At 62.2% G+C, this 19,604-nt stretch carries 19 protein-coding genes; 9 read left to right on the forward strand and 10 right to left on the reverse strand.

Features of this window, described 5'->3' with window-relative positions; genetic code table 11:
- The first annotated feature begins 4 nt into the window (after window positions 1-4).
- The 3 genes from gcvT (at window position 5) to CCOS864_RS23055 (ending at window position 2,276) form a co-directional block, all read left to right on the forward strand.
- Window positions 5-1,129, forward strand: a complete 1,125-nt coding sequence (gene gcvT, locus CCOS864_RS23045) for a glycine cleavage system aminomethyltransferase GcvT (RefSeq protein ID WP_115088563.1) — start codon at window positions 5-7, stop codon at window positions 1,127-1,129.
- A 348-nt stretch (window positions 1,130-1,477) separates the two neighbouring features.
- Window positions 1,478-1,690, forward strand: a complete 213-nt coding sequence (locus CCOS864_RS23050; protein WP_007931076.1) for a cold-shock protein — start codon at window positions 1,478-1,480, stop codon at window positions 1,688-1,690.
- Between the two features lie 97 nt (window positions 1,691-1,787).
- Window positions 1,788-2,276 carry an RDD family protein gene (locus CCOS864_RS23055; RefSeq protein WP_115088564.1) on the forward strand — a complete coding sequence of 163 codons (489 nt, stop codon included), beginning with the start codon at window positions 1,788-1,790 and terminating at the stop codon, window positions 2,274-2,276.
- 51 nt (window positions 2,277-2,327) lie between these two features.
- On the opposite strand, the gene lptG is transcribed toward CCOS864_RS23055, so the two are convergent.
- Both lptG and lptF read right to left on the reverse strand, forming a co-directional pair.
- Window positions 2,328-3,389 carry an LPS export ABC transporter permease LptG gene (gene lptG, locus CCOS864_RS23060; RefSeq protein ID WP_115088565.1) on the reverse strand — a complete coding sequence of 354 codons (1,062 nt, stop codon included), beginning with the start codon at window positions 3,387-3,389 and terminating at the stop codon, window positions 2,328-2,330.
- On the reverse strand, window positions 3,382-4,497 hold the full coding sequence (gene lptF, locus CCOS864_RS23065; RefSeq protein WP_115088566.1) for an LPS export ABC transporter permease LptF: 1,116 nt from the start codon (window positions 4,495-4,497) through the stop codon (window positions 3,382-3,384). Before lptF ends, lptG begins: the two co-directional genes overlap by 8 nt.
- A gap of 280 nt (window positions 4,498-4,777) precedes the next feature.
- Here lptF and CCOS864_RS23070 point away from each other — a divergent pair, with 280 nt between their 5' ends.
- The 5 genes from CCOS864_RS23070 to rlmF all read left to right on the forward strand — a co-directional run bounded on the left by CCOS864_RS23070 (window position 4,778) and on the right by rlmF (window position 11,138).
- Entirely contained in the window at window positions 4,778-6,271 is a 1,494-nt protein-coding gene (locus tag CCOS864_RS23070) for a leucyl aminopeptidase (protein ID WP_115088567.1), read from the forward strand.
- Between the two features lie 51 nt (window positions 6,272-6,322).
- Complete coding sequence (locus tag CCOS864_RS23075; protein WP_115088568.1) at window positions 6,323-6,751, forward strand: DNA polymerase III subunit chi; 429 nt, start codon at window positions 6,323-6,325, stop codon at window positions 6,749-6,751.
- Window positions 6,752-6,756: 5 nt separating this feature from the next.
- The gene (locus tag CCOS864_RS23080) at window positions 6,757-7,104 is read left to right on the forward strand and encodes a DNA polymerase III subunit chi (protein WP_115088569.1); all 348 of its coding nucleotides are present in this window, start codon (window positions 6,757-6,759) and stop codon (window positions 7,102-7,104) included.
- A 135-nt stretch (window positions 7,105-7,239) separates the two neighbouring features.
- Entirely contained in the window at window positions 7,240-10,086 is a 2,847-nt protein-coding gene (locus CCOS864_RS23085) for a valine--tRNA ligase (RefSeq protein WP_115088570.1), read from the forward strand.
- 98 nt (window positions 10,087-10,184) lie between these two features.
- Entirely contained in the window at window positions 10,185-11,138 is a 954-nt protein-coding gene (rlmF, locus tag CCOS864_RS23090; RefSeq protein ID WP_115088571.1) for a 23S rRNA (adenine(1618)-N(6))-methyltransferase RlmF, read from the forward strand.
- Between the two features lie 126 nt (window positions 11,139-11,264).
- Here the strand turns inward: rlmF and CCOS864_RS23095 are convergent, their stop codons facing one another.
- A complete protein-coding gene (locus CCOS864_RS23095) occupies window positions 11,265-11,546 on the reverse strand; it encodes an HU family DNA-binding protein (RefSeq protein WP_009398256.1) in 282 nt (93 codons plus the stop codon).
- Window positions 11,547-11,954: 408 nt separating this feature from the next.
- On the opposite strand from CCOS864_RS23095, the gene yejK reads away from it, so the two are divergent.
- On the forward strand, window positions 11,955-12,962 hold the full coding sequence (gene yejK / locus CCOS864_RS23100) for a nucleoid-associated protein YejK (protein WP_115088572.1): 1,008 nt from the start codon (window positions 11,955-11,957) through the stop codon (window positions 12,960-12,962).
- Here the strand turns inward: yejK and CCOS864_RS23105 are convergent.
- The 7 genes from CCOS864_RS23105 to hisD all read right to left on the reverse strand — a co-directional run bounded on the left by CCOS864_RS23105 (window position 12,943) and on the right by hisD (window position 19,560).
- Window positions 12,943-13,242, reverse strand: a complete 300-nt coding sequence (locus tag CCOS864_RS23105) for a GIY-YIG nuclease family protein (protein WP_115088573.1) — start codon at window positions 13,240-13,242, stop codon at window positions 12,943-12,945. The genes yejK and CCOS864_RS23105 overlap by 20 nt on opposite strands.
- A 39-nt stretch (window positions 13,243-13,281) precedes the next feature.
- Window positions 13,282-13,752 carry a nuclear transport factor 2 family protein gene (locus CCOS864_RS23110; RefSeq protein WP_115088574.1) on the reverse strand — a complete coding sequence of 157 codons (471 nt, stop codon included), beginning with the start codon at window positions 13,750-13,752 and terminating at the stop codon, window positions 13,282-13,284.
- A gap of 175 nt (window positions 13,753-13,927) precedes the next feature.
- Window positions 13,928-14,857 (reverse strand): IS110 family RNA-guided transposase, encoded by a 930-nt coding sequence (locus CCOS864_RS23115; RefSeq protein WP_115086194.1) that lies wholly within the window; start codon window positions 14,855-14,857, stop codon window positions 13,928-13,930.
- A 240-nt stretch (window positions 14,858-15,097) separates the two neighbouring features.
- Window positions 15,098-16,405, reverse strand: coding sequence for a CynX/NimT family MFS transporter (locus CCOS864_RS23120; RefSeq protein WP_415842469.1), 1,308 nt, complete (start codon window positions 16,403-16,405; stop codon window positions 15,098-15,100).
- Window positions 16,395-17,045, reverse strand: coding sequence for a FadR/GntR family transcriptional regulator (locus tag CCOS864_RS23125; RefSeq protein WP_415842468.1), 651 nt, complete (start codon window positions 17,043-17,045; stop codon window positions 16,395-16,397). Before CCOS864_RS23125 ends, CCOS864_RS23120 begins: the two co-directional genes overlap by 11 nt.
- Before the next feature lie 140 nt (window positions 17,046-17,185).
- Window positions 17,186-18,232 (reverse strand): histidinol-phosphate transaminase, encoded by a 1,047-nt coding sequence (hisC, locus tag CCOS864_RS23130; protein ID WP_115088576.1) that lies wholly within the window; start codon window positions 18,230-18,232, stop codon window positions 17,186-17,188.
- A 2-nt stretch (window positions 18,233-18,234) separates the two neighbouring features.
- A complete protein-coding gene (hisD, locus tag CCOS864_RS23135; RefSeq protein WP_115088577.1) occupies window positions 18,235-19,560 on the reverse strand; it encodes a histidinol dehydrogenase in 1,326 nt (441 codons plus the stop codon).
- Between the last annotated feature and the right edge of the window lie 44 nt (window positions 19,561-19,604).

Genomic DNA, 19,604 nt, shown 5'->3' on the forward strand with positions numbered 1-19,604 from the left:
ATCAATGTCCACCGAAACACTGCTCAAGACCCCGCTGCACGCCCTGCACCTGGAACTGGGCGCCCGCATGGTGCCCTTCGCCGGTTACGACATGCCAGTCCAGTACCCGCTGGGGGTGATGAAAGAGCACCTGCACAGCCGCGAGCACGCCGGCCTGTTCGATGTTTCGCACATGGGCCAGATCCGCCTGAGCGGCGCCGCTGCGGCCAAGGCCCTGGAATCCCTGGTGCCGGTCGACATCATGGACCTGCCGGTGGGCATGCAGCGCTATGCCATGTTCACCAACGAACAAGGCGGCATCCTCGACGACCTGATGGTCGCCAATCTGGGCAACGACGAACTGTTCCTGGTGGTCAACGCGGCCTGCAAGGAACAGGACCTGGCCCACCTGCGCAAGCACATCGGCGATCAGTGCCAGATCCAGCCACTGTTCGAAGAGCGCGCCCTGCTGGCCCTGCAGGGGCCGGCGGCGGTCAAGGTACTGGAGCGCCTGGCACCTGCGGTTGCGAAAATGACCTTCATGCAGTTCCAGCCGGTGCAACTGCTGGGCGCCGACTGTTTTGTCAGCCGCTCGGGCTACACCGGTGAAGACGGTTTCGAGATTTCCGTTCCGGCAGAAAAAGCCGAAGAACTGGCGCGCCGTCTGCTGGCCGAACCGGAAGTAGCCGCAATCGGCCTGGGGGCACGTGATTCGTTGCGCCTGGAAGCCGGCCTGTGCCTGTACGGCCACGACATGAACACCCAGACCACACCGATCGAAGCCAGCCTGCTGTGGGCCATCTCCAAGGTCCGCCGCGCCGACGGCGAGCGTGCCGCTGGCTTCCCGGGCGCCGCAGCGATCTTCGCCCAACAGCAAAGCGGCGTTGCCCGTAAACGCGTGGGCCTGCTGCCGCAGGAACGAACGCCGGTCCGTGAAGGCGCCGAAATTGTCGATGAAGCGGGCACGGTAATCGGTAGCATCTGCAGCGGCGGCTTTGGTCCGTCATTGAACGCGCCAGTGGCAATGGGTTACCTGGATGCGGCGCATACCGCACTGGATACCCCGGTGTGGGCCATTGTTCGCGGCAAGCGCGTGGCAATGAAAGTCAGCAAGATGCCGTTCGTTGCGCAGCGCTATTATCGCGGCTGAATCGTTACTTGAAACAGAGTGTCATGACGCGTTCGGGTTTTCGATTTCGAACGCGTTTTATAACTTTCGAAAAGCGTTGCAACACCGCTTGGAATGAGCCGGAAAAAATCCACCGAACGGTGGCTAAAAGGCACAGCGGCAGCGGTCTGCAGGGCTTGTTTTTGTCTTCAAAGTTAGCGTATTGTCTGTGCACTGTGTTTGCATGGGTCGCTATGGTTCGTGACCTGGGCAGTAGCTCTGATGTTTGCTACACCCGTTCGACGTCTCTTACTTTCCTGCAACCCAGCCCAGTACTCTTTCATTTGGAAGAAGCTGTTACTAATTCTAAGTTTCAAAGGAAATAAGACAATGTCCCAACGTCAGAGCGGTACCGTCAAGTGGTTTAACGACGAGAAAGGTTTTGGTTTCATCACTCCAGAAAGCGGTCCGGATCTGTTCGTACATTTCCGCGCTATTCAGGGCAACGGCTTCAAGAGCCTGAAAGAAGGTCAGAAAGTCACCTTCATCGCCGTGCAAGGCCAGAAAGGCATGCAGGCTGACGAAGTTCAAGCCGAAGGCTGATCTTCATCAACAAAGAAGCCTCTGCTGGCAACAGCAGGGGCTTTTTTGTGCGCGCAATTCCGTAGAATGGGCGTTTTGCGCAAGGAGGGCCTCGCCAGTGCCCAAGCACCTGTTACAGCCCGAGGGTGAATTTCCCCCTGTCGACCTTGGCCGCCGCCTGGCCGCCATGTTCTATGATTTCCTGCTGTGCACCGCGCTGCTGATCGTCACTGCCGGTGCATACAAGATGATCCAGATGGCCTTTCTCGGTGAGGCGCGCATGCGCGAATTGACCGAAGCCGGCGCCCTGGACGGCGACCCGCTGCTATCGACTATTTTGCTATTCGCCCTGTTCGGTTTCTTTGCCAAGTTCTGGACCCATGGCGGTCAGACCCTGGGCATGCAGGTGTGGGGCATCCGCGTGCAGAACGCTGATGGCAGCGCCATCAGCCTGTGGCAGGCGCTGCTGCGTTTTGTGGTGTCGATCGGCTCGTGGCTGTGCCTGGGCCTGGGTTTCATCTGGGCACTGTTCGACAAGCGCAAGCGCAGCTGGCACGACATCTACTCCGACACTCAGCTGGTGCGAATTCCCAAGCTCAAGAAATAGCAGGCAGAAAAAAGCCGACCCAAGGGTCGGCTTTTTCTTGTGTGCAACGCCCTATCCAGCGCGCCGCAACAACCACAACCCCGCCACCGCACAGATCGCCGCCGGCAGCACCACCGCAAGCAACGGCGGGAAGCCGAATACCTGACTGGAAGGCCCGAGCAGGTCCTGGGCGATGCGGAACACAAAGCCCACCAACACCCCGGTGAATACTCGCTGGCCCAAGGTCACCGAACGCAGGGGGCCGAAGATGAAGGAAATGGCCATCAGCACCAGGGCCGCAGTCACCATCGGCTGCAGCACCTTGGTCCAGAACGCCAGCCAGTAACGGGCGTTGTTCAGGCCCTGGTCGGACAGGTAGTGGATGTAATCCCACAGGCCGGTGATCGACAACGACTCTGGCGCCACGACCACGGTATTGAGCAGTTGCGGAGTGACGGAAACATCCCAGCGCTCTTCGGCGGCCTTGACCACTTCGGTGTGGTCACCGCGGAAATGCGTGGTGGTCACATCGCTGAGCTGCCAGTGATCGTCCTGGTACTGGGCGCGCCGGGCAAAGCTGGACGTCAGCATATGCCGCTCGTTGTCGAAGCGATAACGGGTCACGCCATACAGCAGACCATTGGGCTGCACCGAGTTGATGTGCACGAACTCATCACCCTGGCGGTGCCACATGCCACGTTTGGAACTCTGCGCCTCACCACCGCCCTGGGCCAGGGAGCGGTCGGCCTGGGCCTTGTTCTCGGTTACCGGGGCCAGGTACTCGCCAATCAGGATACCGGCCAGCATCAACACCAGCATCGGCTTCATCACCGCCCAGACAATCCGGCCAATGGACACGCCAGCGGCGCGCATGATGGTCAGTTCGCTGCTGCTGGCCAGGCTGCCCAGGCCGATCAGGCAGCCGATCAGCGCAGCCATCGGCAGCATGTCGTACAGCCGCCGCGGCGCGGTGAGCAAGACGAAGTTGCTGGCGTCCATCACCGTGTAGGTGTCGGTGATGTCGCCCATCTCGTCGATGAAGGCAAACAGCGAAGCCAGGCCGAGAATGATCCCCAGCACGGCCAGAATGGCCATCAGCACGCTTTTGCCGATGTAGCTGTCGAGCTTAACCATGGGCCACCTCCGCACGGCGAGCGGCACGCTTGAGGCGCAACGGCTCCCAATACATAAGCCCCAGGCCGATCAGCAAGAACAGGCCGTGAACCCACCAGATGCCCAGGCCGATCGGCAGTTTGCCTTTCTCCAGGGCGCCACGCACGGCGATCAGCATTGTCAGGTACGCCATATACAGAAGAATCGCCGGCAGCAGCTTGAGGAAACGGCCCTGGCGCGGGTTGACCCGCGACAGCGGCACCGCCAGCAGGGTCACGATGAATACCAGCAGCGGCAACGACAGGCGCCATTGCAGCTCGGCACGTTCGCGCAGGCCGTCACTGCCAAAGAGTTGCGAAGTCGGGATGGCCTCACGCTCGGTGATTTCCTCGCTGACTTCAGGCTTGGGCAACAGCACCCCGTAGGTGTCGTACTTGATCGCACGGTAGTCGGCCTGGCCGGGGTTGCCGTCATAGCGGTAACCGTTTTCCAGGATCAGGTAACGGTTGCCATCGGCGTTGACCTGCTGGTGGCCCTTTTCCGCGACCAGTACCGACGGTCCGCGATCCTTGGTCTTGTCCTGACTGAAGCGTTTCTCGGAAATGAACACGCCGCCCAGGTTGACCCGGTCTTCCGACAGTTCTTCGGTGTAGGTCACCCGTGAACCATCGCGCAGGGTCTGGAAGCGACCCGGCACCAGGGTGTCGAACTCGGTCAGGGCGTCCTGCTGGTTGATGATCTGCGCCACCTGGGTAACGCCCTGGGGCGCCAGGCTCAGGCTCAGCCAGGCCACCAGCAGGGCAACCAGTGCCGCCGGAGCCATGGTCATGCCCAGCAGCCGCTGCTGGCTCATGCCGGTGGCCGACAGCACGGTCATCTCGCTTTCCAGGTACAGCCGGCCATAGGCCAGCAAAATACCGAGGAACAGGCCGAGGGGCAGGATCAACTGCAGGAACCCCGGCAGGCGATAACCCATGATCAGGAACAGCACGCTCGGATCGAGCACGCCCTGGGCCGCCTGGGCCAGGTACTTGATGAAGCGCCCGCTCATGATGATGACCAGCAGCACGGCGCTGACGGCACTCAAGGTCACCAGGACCTCGCGGGACAGATAACGAAAGACGATCAAACCAGACACTCCTGGGTTGTCAGGCTCGGACAGCCGAACAAGAAATCCATAACAGCCAAGATAGTAGCCCGCTCGCCAGAGCGGACCCGGGTAAAAGTTGGCGCATTATCCTGTGATTGACCGTGCCTGTCACTTGGCGCTGCACAATGGTTCATCTCGGGGTTGTCAGGGCGGGCGAAGCAGGCTCAAACTGGGGGCTTTAGCACTGGTACGCGACCACGCGGCCACGACAGCGCCTGCATAGACAACGCGCACCGACAGATCATTCGGGGAACCTGACATGGAACTGGTTGTAAAAAGCGTAGCCGCAGCATCCTTGAAAACCGCCACCCTGGTACTGCCCGTGGCAGAAGGCGGCAAACTCGGCGCCATTGCCAAAGCCATCGACGAAGCCACCGGCGGTGCCCTGGCCAGCGTGCTCAAGCGCGGCGATTTGGCCGGCAAGGTCGGCCAGACCCTGCTGCTGCACAGCCTGCCCAACCTCAAGGCCGAGCGCGTACTGCTGGTCGGTACCGGCAAGGATGCCGAACTGGGTGATCGTAGCTGGCGCAAGGTCATTGCCAGCGTGCTGGCAGTGCTCAAAGGCCTGAACGGCAGCGATGCGGCACTGGCCCTGGACGACGTCGCCGTCACCGGCCGCGATGCCTTCTATGGCAAGACCCGCCTGCTTGCCGAAACCCTGCTCGATGGCCAGTACGTTTTCGACCAGTTCAAGAGCAAGAAGGCCGAACCTCGCGCCCTGAAGAAGATCACCCTGCTCAGCGCCAAGGCCGGCGCCAGTGACGTTGAGCGCGCGGTCAAGCACGCTGTCGCCATCGCCAACGGCATGGGCTTCACCCGCGACCTGGGCAACCTGCCACCGAACGTTTGCCACCCGAGCTACCTGGCCGAACAGGCCAAGGCCCTGGGCAAGGAATTCAAGGGCCTCAAGGTCGAGGTGCTGGACGAGAAGAAGATCAAGGACCTGGGCATGGGCGCCTTCTACGCCGTTGGCCAGGGCAGCGACCAGCCGCCACGCCTGATCGTGCTCAACTACCAGGGCGGCAAGAAAAGCGAGAAGCCTTTCGTGCTGGTGGGCAAAGGCATCACTTTCGACACCGGCGGCATCAGCCTCAAGCCCGGCGCCGGCATGGATGAAATGAAATTCGACATGGGCGGTGCTGCCAGCGTCTTCGGCACCCTGCGCGCCGTGCTCGAACTGCAACTGCCGATCAACCTGGTGTGCCTGCTGGCCTGCGCCGAGAACATGCCAAGCGGCGGCGCTACCCGTCCGGGTGACATCGTCACGACCATGAGCGGGCAGACCGTCGAGATCCTCAACACCGACGCCGAAGGCCGCCTGGTGCTGTGCGATACCCTGACCTACGCCGAGCGCTTCAAGCCACAGGCAGTGATCGACATCGCCACCCTGACCGGCGCCTGCATCGTCGCCCTGGGCAGCCACACCTCAGGCCTTATGGGCAACAACGACGAGCTGGTCGGGCAACTGCTCGACGCCGGCAAGCGCGCCGACGACCGCGCCTGGCAGCTGCCGCTGTTCGACGAGTACCAGGAGCAACTGGACAGCCCGTTCGCCGACATCGCCAACATCGGCGGGCCGAAAGCCGGCACCATCACCGCCGGTTGCTTCCTGTCGCGCTTTGCCAAGGCCTACCACTGGGCCCACCTGGACATCGCCGGTACCGCCTGGATCAGCGGTGGCAAGGACAAGGGCGCCACTGGCCGCCCGGTACCGCTGCTGACCCAGTACCTGCTCGATCGCGCCAACGCCTGAGATGACGCTGGCCGTCTGCGCCTTCGGGCGTAGCCGGCCGGCAGGCTGACCATGACCAAAGTCGATTTCTACATATTGCCCAGCGCCGCGCCCTCGGCGCGCCTGGATTTCGCCTGCAAGCTCTGTGACAAAGCCTGGCGCCTTGGGCACCGGGTCTACCTGCATTGCAGCGACGCCGCCCAGCGCGATGAACTGGACGCACGCCTGTGGGCGTTCAAGGGCGAGGCCTTCGTGCCCCACAGCCCGGCTGAAGACGACCCGCAGGGCAGCGTGGCCCTGGGCCTTGGCGATGATGCCGGCAGCCATCAGGACCTGCTGATCAACCTTGACCTCAAGGTGCCGCCGTTCGCTGCCCGCTTTGCCCGGATCGCCGAGATCGTGGTCGAAGAGCCGGCGATTCGTCAGGCGGCCCGAGAGAGTTTCCGTTTCTACCGCGAACAGGGCTATGCTCTGCAAGATCACCGCTTACAGCGACTCTGAAGACGATGGACAAACCCACTCCCCTGCCCCAATCCGCGCACTTGCTGGACGACCTGGAGTCGATCCGCCAGTTGCTAGGCGATGCATCCCTCGAACCACCGCTGTTGACCGACACCGTCGAGGAGCAGATCCCGCTGTTGCTCGAAGAGGCCGAAGCGGTGCCTCAGCCTGCACCTGAAGCCCCTGCCGACCCGCAGGCCAAGCGTCAGGAAACCCTGCTGCACCTGAACGCCGAACTGCGCGCGGCCGCGCAACTGATCATGCAGGACGTGATCAACGATTTCGCCCCGCATATCGAGAGCGAGATCAAGCGCCGCCTCGATGCCAGGCTTGAGCGCATGCTTAACCAATAAAAAGCAGTTACAAGCTTCAAGCGACAAGCTGCAAGAGCCGTGCGGCGCTCTGAGCTTGCAGCTTGTCGCTTGAAGCTTGCTGCTTCGTTATACTCTCCGGCTTTCCTGAATAAATGCCTAAGGGTCCCGCCGCGCATGGATAAGACCTACCAGCCGCACGCTATTGAAACTTCCTGGTACAACACCTGGGAGTCCGAGAATTATTTCGCTCCGCAAGGCGCGGGCGATTCCTACACCATCATGATCCCGCCGCCGAACGTCACCGGCAGCCTGCACATGGGGCATGGCTTCAACAACGCGATCATGGACGCCCTGATCCGTTTCCGCCGCATGCAGGGCCGCAACACCCTGTGGCAGCCAGGTACCGACCACGCCGGTATCGCCACGCAGATGCTGGTCGAGCGTCAACTTGAGGCCAAGGGGCAGAGCCGCCACGACCTGGGCCGCGAGAAATTCCTGGAAAAGGTCTGGGAATGGAAGGATCAGTCCGGTGGCAACATCAGCCGCCAGATTCGCCGCCTGGGCTCGTCGGTCGACTGGAGCCGCGAGCGCTTCACCATGGACGACGGCCTCTCGGAAGCTGTGAAAGAAGCCTTCGTGCGCCTGCATGAAGACGGCCTGATCTACCGCGGCAAGCGCCTGGTCAACTGGGACACCAAGCTGCACACGGCGATCTCCGACCTTGAAGTGGAAAACCACGACGAGAAGGGTCACCTGTGGAACCTGCGCTATCCGCTGGCTGACGGCGCCAAGACCGCCGACGGCAAGGATTACCTGATCGTCGCCACCACTCGCCCGGAAACCATGCTCGGCGACGCCGCCGTTGCCGTGAACCCGGAAGACGAGCGTTACAAGGCGCTGATCGGCAAGTTCGTCGAGCTGCCGCTGGTTGGCCGGCGCATCCCGATCATTGCCGACGACTACTGCGACCCTGAATTCGGCACCGGCTGCGTGAAGATCACCCCGGCCCACGACTTCAACGACTATGAAGTCGGCAAGCGCCACAACCTGCCGCTGCTGAACATCTTCGACAAGAATGCCTTCGTCCTGCCGGCCGCCCAGGTGTTCAACCTCGATGGCAGCGTCAATGAAAGCGTCGACGCTACCCTGCCTGCCCAGTATGCCGGCCTGGACCGCTTCGTCGCACGCAAGCAGATCGTCGCCGATTTCGACGCCGCAGGCCTGTTGGTCAGCGTCGACGACCACGCCCTGAAAGTACCGAAAGGCGACCGTTCCGGCACCATCATCGAGCCGTGGCTGACCGACCAGTGGTACGTGTCGACCAAGCCGCTGGCGGAGCCGGCGATTGCTGCCGTTGAAGACGGCCGCATCCAGTTCGTGCCCAAGCAGTACGAAAACATGTACTTCTCGTGGATGCGCGACATCCAGGACTGGTGCATCAGCCGTCAGCTGTGGTGGGGCCACCGTATTCCGGCCTGGTACGACGAATCCGGCAAGGTCTATGTCGGCCGCAGCGAAGAAGAAGTCCGCAGCAAGCACAACCTCGGCGCCGACGTGGTCCTGAACCAGGACAACGACGTACTGGACACCTGGTTCAGCTCGGGCCTGTGGACCTTCTCGACCCTGGGCTGGCCGCAGCAGACCGAATTCCTCAAGAAATTCCACTCCACCGACGTGCTGGTCACCGGCTTCGACATCATTTTCTTCTGGGTAGCCCGGATGATCATGCTGACCATGCACCTGGTGAAGAACGAGGACGGCACCCCGCAGGTACCGTTCAAGACTGTCTATGTGCACGGTCTGGTGCGCGATGGCCAGGGCCAGAAGATGTCCAAGTCCAAGGGCAACGTCCTTGACCCGCTGGACATCGTCGACGGCATTACCCTGGACGAGCTGCTGGAAAAACGCACCAGCGGCATGATGCAGCCCAAACTTGCCGAGAAGATCGCCAAGCAGACCAAGGCCGAGTTCCCTGAAGGCATCGCCAGCTACGGCACCGACGCCCTGCGCTTCACCTTCTGCTCGCTGGCCTCCACCGGTCGCGACATCAAGTTCGACATGGGCCGCGTCGAAGGCTACCGCAACTTCTGCAACAAGATCTGGAACGCCGCGCGCTACGTGCTGGACAAGGGCGAAGACTGCGGCCAGAACGGTGAGGCTTACGAGCTGTCGCTGGCTGATCGCTGGATCATCTCGCAACTGCAGCGCACCGAAGCCGAAGTGACCCGCCAGCTCGATCAGTTCCGCTTCGACCTCGCCGCCCAGGCGCTTTACGAGTTCATCTGGAACCAGTATTGCGACTGGTACCTGGAACTTTCCAAGCCGGTCCTGTGGGACGAGAACGCGCCGGTCGAACGCGCCCGTGGCACTCGCCGCACCCTGGTACGGGTACTGGAAGTGGCACTGCGCCTGGCCCATCCGTTCATGCCGTTCATCACCGAAGAAATCTGGCAGCGCCTGGCGCCGCTGGCCGGCGCCGAAGGCAAGACCATCATGCTGCAGCCATGGCCAGTGGCCAATGAAAGCCGCATCGATGCCGCTGCCGAAGGCGATATCGAGTGGCTCAAGGAGCTGATGCTCGGCGTGCGCAACATCCGCGGCGAAATGAACATCGGCCCGGGCAAGCCGCTGCAACTGTTCCTGAAAAACGCCAGCGCCGAAGACCAACGCCGCCTGCAGGAAAACGAAGCGCTGCTGAAGAAGCTGGCGAAGATCGAATCCTTCACCGTGCTCGGCGAGCAGGACGAAGCGCCACTGAGCGCCACCGCCCTGGTTGGCGACCTGCAGGTGCTGGTGCCGATGGCCGGCCTGATCGACAAGGACGCCGAGCTGGCTCGCCTGAACAAGGAAATCCAGCGTCTGCAGGGTGAAGTCCAGCGCGTCGGCGGCAAGCTGTCCAACGCCGCCTTCGTCGACAAGGCACCGCCTGCGGTGATCGACAAGGAGCGCGCGAAGCTGGCTGAAGCCGAACAGGCCCTGGCCAACTTCACCGAGCAGCATGCGCGGATTGCCGCCTTGTAACACTCGCTGATCTCAGCGACGCTATCGCGGGTCAAGCCCGCTCCTACAGTCTCTGTGGGAGCGGGCTTGACCCGCGATGCTTTCCACCGGACATCAAGATGACCACAACCAACAAACCGACCCTGCACCCGCGCAACCGCCACCAGGGCCGCTACGACTTCCCCCAGCTGATCAAGAGCAGCCCTGAGCTGGGCCGGTTCATGATCACCAACCCCCACGGCAAGCCGAGCATCGACTTCGCCAACCCGGACGCGGTCAGGGTATTCAACCGCGCCCTGCTCAAGGCCCAGTACGGTATCCAGCACTGGGATATTCCGGCCGATTACCTGTGCCCACCGATTCCCGGTCGTGCTGACTACGTGCACGTGCTGGCAGACCTGCTGGCTGAAGAAAACGGCGGTGAAATCCCCCGTGGCGCGCAAGTCCAAGCGCTGGACATCGGCATCGGCGCCAACTGTATCTACCCGTTGCTGGGCCACAGTGATTATCGCTGGCGTTTTCTCGGCTCGGACATCGACGCCACGGCGCTTGCGGCAGCCGGCGCAATCGTCCAGGCCAACGGCCTGGGCAAGGCCATCAGCCTGCGCCAGCAAGGCAATCGCAAGCACATCCTGCTGGGGCTGCTGAACAGCGACGAGCGCTTCGACCTGACCTTGTGCAACCCACCTTTCCACGCCTCGCGCGAAGAAGCCACCCGCGGCAGCCAGCGCAAATGGCGGGCCCTGGGCAAGGCCGATCCAAAGCGCAAGTTGCCGGTGCTGAACTTTGGCGGGCAGAACAACGAACTCTGGTGCGAGGGCGGCGAGATCCGCTTTGTCAGCCAGTTGGTGGCCGAAAGCGCCAGCCTTGGCCAGCAGGTGCTGTGGTTCACCAGTCTGGTGTCCAAAGCCTCCAACCTGCCCGGTATCCAGGCAGCGCTAAAAAAGGCCGGTGCTGTCGAACAGCGAGTGGTGGAGATGGGCCAGGGGCAGAAGCAGAGCCGCATGATCGCCTGGACCTTCCAGGATGCTGCGGCGCGCCAGGCCTGGCGCAACAGCCGTTGGGCGATGTAGGAGCGGGCTTGGCTCGCGATACGAGGTGACTGACAGGCCGCGATCGCGGGGCAAGCCCGCTCCTACAGAGGCATAAAAAAACCGCGTCCGGGCAACCCGGACGCGGCTTTTTCGAGCTGCTTACAATTACTTGTTTACAGCGTCGGTCAGCACTTTGGCTGGTACGAACTTGACGACTTTCTTGGCAGCGATTTCGATGGCAGCGCCAGTCGAAGGGTTGCGGCCGGTACGGGCAGGACGCTCGGTGATTTTCAGTTTGCCGATGCCTGGCAGGGTGATTTCGCTGCCATTTTCCAGTTGATCAGCAACGATCTGGCCCAGTTGCTCCAGAGCGTTACGCGCGGTGGTTTTTGGCGCGTCGATAGCTTCAGCGATATCGGCGATCAGTTGGTCTTTGGTCAATGCCATGGTGGTGTTCCTTCCCTATCAAATTCAGTGAGTATGCAGAGTGCTACGTCAGTCATCGAGCCAGACCTGCGGGGTAACCGGCGGTCCGGTGTTACAGCCACGTCAATCGCGTATGTAGATACGTAAAACGACGTTTGGTTCGACGTGACGCGAGCGGTCTGCCAGCAATGCGCCACACACGGGGCGCAAGACCGGGCAAAACTACCACAGGAATAGATAAATATCCGCCTCCCACAGGGCAAATGTGCAGGTTTTTCGGGGGTTTGCGCGAAAAAACGCAAAATTTTGAACAAAAAACGAACAACCGACATATCTGCCAACATCTGGCCGCTGAATCACCCCTGTGCTGAGGTACACTTGGCGACTTTGCAACGCGGCCAGCACCGCCCATTTTCGACCGAGAATCCCATGCCGATCCGTCATTGCATCGTCCACCTGATCGACAAGAAACCCGATGGCAGCCCCGCCGTGCTGCACGCCCGCGACTCTGAACTGGCCGAGTCCGGGGCCATCGAAAACCTTCTGGCCGACCTCAACGACAGCTACAACGCCAAACAGGGTAAAGCCTGGGGCTTCTTCCACGCAGAATCCGGCGCCCACCCGTTCAGCGGCTGGCTCAAGGAATACCTGGATGAAGGCAGCACCTTCACCGCCTTCAGCCGCGTCGCCGTCGAGCACCTGCAAAAGCTGATGGAAGAGTCCAACCTGTCCGTCGGCGGCCACGTCCTCTTCGCCCACTACCAGCAGGGCATGACCGACTACCTGGCGATCGCCCTGCTGCACCACAGCGAAGGCGTGGCGGTGAACGCCGAGCTGGACGTGACCCCGTCGCGCCACCTGGACCTGGGCCAGTTGCACCTGGCTGCGCGCATCAATATTTCCGAGTGGCAGAACAACAAGGCCTCCAAGCAGTACATCTCGTTCATCAAGGGCAAGAACGGCAAGAAGGTCTCGGAGTACTTCCGCGACTTCATCGGCTGCCAGGAAGGCGTCGACGGCCCGGGCGAGACCCGCACCCTGCTCAAGGCCTTCAGTGACTTCGTCGAAAGCGAAGACCTGCCCGAGGAAGCCGCCCGCGAGAAAACCCAGACCCTGGTCGACTATGCCACCAGCCAGACCAAGGCCGGCGAGCCGGTGGCCCTCGAGGAGCTATCGGGACTGATCGACGAAGACCGGCCACGGGCCTTCTATGAGCACATCCGCAACAAGGACTACGGCCTGTCGCCGGAAATCCCCGCCGACAAACGTACCCTCAACCAGTTCCGCCGCTTCACCGGCCGCGCCGAAGGCCTGTCGATCAGCTTCGAGGCGCACCTGCTGGGCTCGAAGATCGAGTACGACGAAGAAGCCGGTACGCTGATCATCAAGGGCTTGCCGACGCAATTGACCGATCAGCTCAAGCGCCGCAAGGACTGAGACCGGGCCAGGAGGCCACCAGGGCTTCCTTGGCGCTTTTGCGCAGCTTCTTCACCAGCCGCTCCTGTTGCAGGGCCTTGGCCTTGTCCGGCCAGGCTTCGACATAGACCAGCGCCACCGCCGGGCTAGTGCTGAAGTAGCGTGCACCCTGGCCCTTCTGATGGGCCAGGAAGCGCCGCTCGGGGTTATCACTGATCCCGCAGTACAGCGAGCCATTGGCGGCGCGCACCAGGTAGACGTACCAGGGTTTGTTCAGCGGTTCGGGAGTGGGCTCGGACACGGTGGCTACTATCGACGGCAAAGCGCACAGCTTAGCGCCTCAGCGCCCCGCCTGGAACGCCCGCAGGCCTTTCTGGGCCTGGGCGCGCACCTTGCCCTGCACCAGCGGTGACCAGCCCAGCAACCACCCGGTGGTACCCAATGCCTGACGCGACCAGCGCCACAAGTCGAAGCTGTCGTGGTGTTCGCAAATCTTGCCGTCACGAAACACGAAGCGTGCCTGGATGTCGTTGACCACGGTGCGGCCGGTCTGGCTGAACAGGTAGCGGGCCACCCAGTGGGCACTGCCGCCACGCTCGTCGGCACGCACACTGTCGAAGGCCAGGGAAAAGTCCTTGGCGCGGGTGGTGAGCATGCGCCACATGTCAGCGGCATCCTTGCCGCGCAAGGTGCCGAAGGCCGGGTCGCTGAAGACGATATCGTCGCTGTAGCAGGCGATCATGGCTTCGGCGTCCAGGCGCTGGAAGGCCTGGTAGAAGCGGGTGATCAAGGCGGTGTTGGCGTCGCTCATGGGGCGGGTCCGTTTCCGAGGGAATAGACCTGAACGATAGTCCGCAGATGTGGCAAAAAGCTATGGGCATTTGCCTGGCGAATGCCTGGTTAAATCCGGGCTGCTTCGCAGCCATCGCCAGCAAGGCTGGCTCCCACAAGAGTGCGCCGTACTCTTGTGGGAGCAACTGTCTTGATCAGGCTGTTTGCACTCGCCAAGGGGTATTGTCCCGCAGCATTGCATTCAGCCTGACGATCAGCACCCGCATGCAAGCTACGAGTGCCACCTTGGCGCACTTGCCACGTGCCCGAAGTGCTTCGTAGCGTGCTTTAAATTCTGTGTTGTGACGGATGATGATCCAGCTCGACATGTACAGCACTCGCCTTACATGGGCCCGACCACCCCATATCTGGCGGTGCCCTCGATGGCTACCACTATCGTTGTTGTAAGGCGCTACGCCCACCAGAGCGGCGATCTGACGGCGGTCCAACTGCCCCAGTTCAGGCAGTGAGGCGAGCAGATTTGCGGCGGTTACTCGACCGATTCCGGTCACTGCCAATAACTGACGCGCCCTGGTATCGTCCAGTTGCACCATCGCCTGGTCAATTTCTTCGTCGAGGCGTTTGATCAGCACTTTCAGGTGTTCTATGTGCTCATCAAAGTGGGCCATCGCCATTGCCGAGCGGCATTGCAGGCGACGCCGTTTGTCGTCATCACGGCTCTGCACAAATTGGGCGCGCTGCTTCACCAACTCGCGCAGCTCTTCGCGTTCCGGGCTGATCGGTTGGCTTTGAGGAACGCTGAGGTGTGCAGCGAAGTCCGCAAGGACTTCGGCGTCGATCTTGTCGGTTTTGGCTTTTTTACCCATGGCATCGGCGAATTTCCGGGCACGGGCTGGGTTGATGCAGATGGTTTCCAGTCCTGCTGAGGCCAGGGCGATCAACACATCTTTCTCGTAGCCGCCTGTCGCTTCGATCAGCACTCGGCTGATATTGAAGTCCTTCAGACGCTCAAGCAACGCCTCGAAGCCTGCGGAGTTGTTGGCCACTTCGAAGCGGATTTTCTGAGGTTTGATGCAGATCTCTAAAGTGGCTTTGGCAGTGTCGATTCCAACAGAAGACAACATGGCTGAACCCTCTTACACTCAGTTGTGAGAGCGCTCTGGCTTGGCCCACGCTTGTGATTCGAGAGGCGCTCAATCAACTGTTCGGGCTCGGGCCAGAGTGGAGAGGTGAATGGCAGCTTTGCTCCCACACGTGCTTTAAGCACTACCGGCGTACAGCTTGCCATTCACCGCTCTCACTTCTGATTCTATTCCTACCTCAAGACACAAGCCGGCCTTGCCGGCGATGGCTTCAACGCACTCTCAAACCCGCTCGCTGACTACCTGCACATGCAGGTTGCGCCCGGCCTTGAGGCCAAAGCCGATAGCGCCGACACCGAGCACGGCAAAGATCCAGCCCACCGCGTTCCAGCCACCGGTCAAGTCATGCACCAGGCCGACCGCGAACGGCCCCATCGAAGCCAGGGTATAACCGATGCCCTGGGCCATGCTCGACAGGTTGGCCGCCACATGGGCGTCCTTGGAGCGCAAGACGATCAGGGTCAGCGCCAGGGCGAAGGTGCCGCCCTGCCCCAACCCAAGCACGATGGCCCAGCCCCACAGGCCGTCCAGCGGCGCGTACAGGCAGCCAAACAAACCGGCCAGGGCCATGAGCATGACAATCACGATGGCCAGGCGCTGGTCCTTGCCGCGGGTTGCCAACCAGGGCGCGCTGAGGGAGCTGATCAATTGCACGATCACCGAACCGGACAGCACCAGCCCCGCCTGGGTCGGGCTCAGGCCGCGACCGATGAGGATCGACGGCAGCCAGCCGAAAACGATGTAGGCCAGCGACGACTGCAGGCCCATGTACAGGGTCACCTGCCAGGCCAGCGGATCACGCAGCAGGCCTCGTACGCGGTAGGCCACGTGGTGGGCACCATGGCCGTGACGGGCCTGGGGCAACCAGATCAGCGCCGCCAGCAGTGCGGGGATCAGCCAGAAGCCCAGCCCCAGCGACCAGCTGTCGCCCAATTGCTCGGTCAATGGCACGGTAGCGCCAGCAGCCATTGCCGCGCCCAGGCACAAGGCCATGGTGTAGACCCCCGTGAGGGTCCCGGCATGCTGGGGGAAATCACGCTTGACGATGCCCGGCAGCAACACACCGATCACGCCAATGCTCGCCCCGGCCATGAGGCTACCGACGAAGACGCCGGTGGCGCCAAAGGCGCTACGCACCGCAATACCCGCAGCCAGCACCAGAAGAATGCCGAGGATCACTCGCTCACTGCCAAAACGACGCGCCAGAACCGGTGCCAGCGGGGCGAAAAGGCCCAGGCACAGCACCGGCAAGGTGGTCAACAGGCCCGCCTGAGAGGCTGTCAGGCCGAGGCTGTCGGACACCTGGCTAAGCAGCGGCGCCATGCTCGACAGCGCCGGACGCAGGTTCAACGCCACCAGTACCAGACCGAGCAGCAACAGCCAGGGCCGGCTCAACAGCAGGGGCTGGTGCTGGACCTGTTCGTCGTCGGCTTCGGCGTCGATCAGCAGTTCTTCAAGTTCCGGCGCGCGTCCTGCGCGTTCGGTCTGGACAATATCCTGGGACATGGCGGTCTCGGTGTCAGGGTTCATTGATAAGTGTCCGGGTCAGGGCCTTGGCGCGCTCCGCGTCGCCTTGCTCTACTGCCTCGAGGATCTCCCGGTGCAGGTCCAGCACCGGTTGGCGTCGCGGTCCTTCGTTCATGCTGTGATGCAGAGTGCTGGCCAGCACGCCGGAAAAGTAGCGGTACAACTCGCTCAACGCCGGATTGTGCGCAGCGTCGACCAGACGCTGGTGGAACACCAGGTCGCAGGCGATATAGCAATCCAGGTCGTGATGAAAATGCGCACTGCTGTCGCGCAAGGCTTCGTGCAGGCCCTTGAGGTCTTCGTCGGTACGGCGCAACGCCGCCAGGCCGATGGCTTCGGCTTCGAGGATGTGCCGCACTTCGCGCGCCTGCTTGAGACTGCAGCGCGACAAGGCCTGTACGGTTTGCAGGGGGTCGACCGTGGCCCGCAGGTAACTGCCGTCACCCTGGCGAACCTCGACCAACCCGCTGAAGGCCAGAACGCGCATGGCTTCACGCACGGTATTGCGGCTGATACCCAGTTCGCTGGCCAGCTCTGGCTCAGTGGGCAGGCGCTGGCCCACGGTCCAGGCGCCGCTGGCGACGCGCTGGCGCAGTTGCTCGACGGCTTGTTCGACCAGGGAGCGCTTGATCAGTAAGGTCATGACATCCAATCATCGGATGAATTTGAGAAAGGGAGGTTACCGGTAAAATCCATCGCGGGGCAAGCCCGCTCCCACAGAGGGTCACTGTGGGAGCGGCGGTGCGACGCCTCGACTTGCCCCGCGACAAGGGCTGCGCTCTATCAGTTCAACGCATCAAGCAACGCCTGGTTCTGCTCCGGCGTACCAATGGTGATGCGCAGGAACTGGGCAATCCGCGCCTGCTTGAAGTGCCGCACGATCACCCCTTGTTCACGCAGGCGGGCTGCCAGTTCGGCAGCATCCTGCTGCGGGTGGCGGGCAAAGATGAAGTTGGCCGCCGACGGCAATACTTCGAAACCACGGGCGCTCAATTCCTTGACCAGCAACTCGCGGCTGTCGATCACTTTGCGGCAGGTTTCGTCGAAGTACGCGCGGTCTGCAAACGCTGCCGCCGCACCGACGATCGCCATACGATCGAGCGGATAGGAGTTGAAGCTGTTCTTGATCCGCTCCAGCGCCTCGATCAGGTCCGGATGGCCCACCGCCAGGCCGACCCGCAAGCCCGCCAGCGAACGCGACTTGGACAGGGTCTGGGTGACCAGCAGGTTGTCGTAGCGATCCACCAGGCTGATCGCCGTCTGACCACCAAAATCGATGTAGGCTTCATCGACCACCACCACCGAATCGGGGTTGGCCTCGAGCAGTTGCTCGATGGCGTCCAGAGCCAGCAGGCAACCGGTCGGCGCGTTGGGGTTGGGGAAGATGATCCCGCCATTGGCCTTGCGGTAGTCCCCGACGCGGATCTGGAACTGTTCGTCCAGCGCCACCGCCTCGAACGGGATGCCGTACAGGCCGCAGTAGACCGGGTAGAAGCTGTAGCTGATGTCCGGGAACAGCAGCGGCGCATCGTGCTGGAACAGGCCATGGAAGATGTGCGCCAGCACTTCATCCGAACCGTTGCCGAGGAACACCTGGTTGCCCTGCACCCCGTAGTAGTCCGCTACCGCCTGCTTGAGCAGGTCGCTGTTAGGGTCCGGGTACAGGCGCAGGTTGTCGTTCAGCTCGCCGCGCATGGCTTCCAGCGCCTTGGGCGATGGGCCGTAGGGGTTCTCGTTGGTGTTGAGCTTGACCAGCTTGGCCAGCTTTGGCTGTTCGCCCGGCACGTAAGGCACCAGGTCCTTGACGAAGGGGCTCCAGAATTTACTCATGTTCAGTTCCCCTTCTTGTCGGCAAGGATGCGGTATTCGGCGCTGCGGGCGTGGGCGGTCAGCGATTCGCCGCGGGCCAGCACCGAGGCGGTGTGGCCCAGCTCGGAAGCCCCCTGCTCGGAGCAGAAGATGATCGACGAACGCTTCTGGAAGTCATACACCCCCAGTGGCGACGAGAAGCGCGCGGTACCGGAAGTCGGCAACACGTGGTTGGGGCCTGCGCAGTAATCGCCCAGGGCTTCGCTGGTGTGGCGGCCCATGAAGATCGCACCGGCATGGCGAATCTGCGGCAGCCAGGCCTGCGGATCGGCCACCGACAACTCCAGGTGCTCCGGCGCAATGCGGTTGGCAACGTCCATCGCCTGCTGCATGTCGCGCACCTGGATCAGCGCACCACGGCCGTTGATCGAGGTCTTGATGATCTCGGCGCGCTCCATGGTCGGCAGCAGCTTGTCGATGCTCGCAGCAACCTTGTCGAGGAACGCGGCGTCAGGGCTGACCAGGATCGCCTGGGCATCTTCGTCGTGCTCGGCCTGGGAGAACAGGTCCATGGCGATCCAGTCCGGATCGGTCTGGCCGTCGCATACCACGAGAATCTCCGAAGGGCCGGCAATCATGTCGATACCGACCTGGCCAAACACATGGCGCTTGGCGGTGGCCACGTAGATGTTGCCCGGGCCAACCACCTTGTCGACCTGCGGCACGCTTTCGGTGCCATAGGCCAGGGCGGCAACCGCCTGGGCGCCACCGATGGTGAAGACCCGGTCGACACCGGCGATGCAGGCGGCGGCCAGGACCAGCTCGTTGACCTCGCCACGCGGGGTCGGCACCACCATGACCACTTCACCGACACCGGCGACTTTGGCCGGAATCGCGTTCATCAGTACCGAAGAGGGGTACGACGCCTTGCCGCCCGGCACATACAGGCCGGCGCGGTCCAGTGGCGTGACCTTCTGGCCGAGCACGGTGCCGTCGGCTTCGGTGTAGCTCCAGGAATCCTGCTTCTGCCGTTCGTGGTAGCTGCGCACCCGCTCGGCGGCCTTTTCCAGGGCTTCGCGCTGGGCCGGGGTGATACGGGTCAGGGCCAGTTCCAGGCGCTCGCGACCGAGGATCAGGTCGTCGATCGAGGTGGCCGGCACGCCATCGAAACGCTGGGTGAACTCTACCAGCGCCGCATCGCCACGCTCGCGCACAGCCTTGATGATGTCGAGCACGCGCTGGTTGACCGCGTCGTCAGAGACACTTTCCCAGCTCAGCAGATGATCCAGATGTCGGGCGAAATCCGGGTCAGCGGCATTGAGTCGGGCGATTGCAGTGGACGTGGTCATAGCGAGGGCCTCAATAAATGGCGAATGCTCAGGCGCCCTAAGCT

Origin of the sequence: Pseudomonas wadenswilerensis, assembly GCF_900497695.1 — a bacterium.
Lineage (GTDB): Bacteria > Pseudomonadota > Gammaproteobacteria > Pseudomonadales > Pseudomonadaceae > Aquipseudomonas > Aquipseudomonas wadenswilerensis.